The sequence below is a fragment of the Bacillus sp. MBGLi79 genome (assembly GCF_002953915.1).
Genome location: NZ_CP026521.1, coordinates 2112803 through 2114139, shown reverse-complemented (window position 1 = coordinate 2114139; position 1337 = coordinate 2112803). Strand labels below are relative to the sequence as shown.

The window sequence follows — 1337 nt, the reverse complement described above, 5'->3', positions numbered from 1 at the left end:
TATGATGTATGAACCGATAACAAAAAACATGCCTGCCTAAAAAGACAAGCATGTTTTAACGAGGTATTATTTCGGCAGCTCACCCGACGGGCTGATCAATGCAGACGAGTAATCATCGGTGAAAATCCGGTTGGCAAGATTGTTCACACGCTCAAGGCTGACGGCATTCAACTTTTCGATGATTTCATCAAGCGTCCGGTGTTTGCCGAGCAAAAGCTCATTTTTGCCGTTGCGGCTCATTTTGCTGTTTGTGCTTTCGAGACTGAGCATCAGGCTGCCTTTCATTTGCTCTTTGCTGTTTTCAAGCTCTTTCGGTGTAATTCCTTCGCTTTTCAGCACACGCAGTGTTTCATGAATCGTTTCTGACAGAAGCTGAAGCTGATTTGCGCCGGTTCCGGCGTAGATCGTCATCATGCCGCTGTCTTCATAGGAAGTGTGGTAGCTGAACACGGAATATGCAAGACCTTTATCTTCCCGGACATCCTGAAAGAGGCGGCTGCTCATGCTCCCTCCCAAAATATTATTGAGAACGATCAAATCGTAGATTTCCGGGTGACCTGCTTCCAGCCCGTTAAAGCCGAGACAGAGGTGAGCCTGTTCGGTTTCTTTTTTGCGCGTCATTTTCTCATGATGAAAATCCGGTTTTGTCATGCCGGTTCTTTTGCCTTTGGCTTCATATGAGCCAAAGTGCTTTTCAGCTTCTTTTATAAAAGCTTCCGGCACATTTCCGGCTATCGAAATGACGACGCGGTCAGGCGTGTAATATTCGTCCATATATTTTCTGAGCGAATCTCCGTCAAATTCAGCAAGCGTCTCCTCTGTGCCGAGGATCGGATAACCGAGGGAATGGCTGCCGAATGACGCTTTGCTCAAGAGATCGTGGACGATGTCGTCAGGCGTGTCCTCATACATTTTAATCTCTTCATAGACGACGTTTTTTTCTTTTTTCAATTCTTCCTCGTCAAATGATGAATGAAAGAACATGTCAGAAAGCACTTCCAGAGCATAGCTTGCATGCTCATCGAGAACTTTGGCGTAATAGCACGTATATTCCTTTGAGGTAAACGCGTTGACCTGTCCGCCGATTCTGTCGAAAGACTCTGCGATGTCCCTTGCAGTGCGCGTTTTAGTCCCTTTGAAAAACATGTGCTCAAGAAAGTGCGAAATACCGTTAATTTCAGGTGTTTCATGTCTTGATCCGGTTCCAATCCAAACTCCGATGGCCACAGACCGGACAGTGGGATTGTTTTCGAATACGATTCTTACCCCATTTTGACAAGTATACCGTTTAATCAAATTTGTTCCTCCTATTCAAAGAACGGGCCGCACATCCTATT

Annotated in this window: 1 protein-coding gene; it reads right to left on the bottom strand. The window is 45.7% G+C overall.

Going from position 1 to position 1337, the window contains the following annotated elements:
• Positions 1-66 precede the first annotated feature (66 nt).
• Positions 67-1296, bottom strand: a complete 1230-nt coding sequence (locus tag C1T29_RS10770; protein WP_020451438.1) for a M16 family metallopeptidase — start codon at positions 1294-1296, stop codon at positions 67-69.
• Positions 1297-1337: the final 41 nt, after the last annotated feature.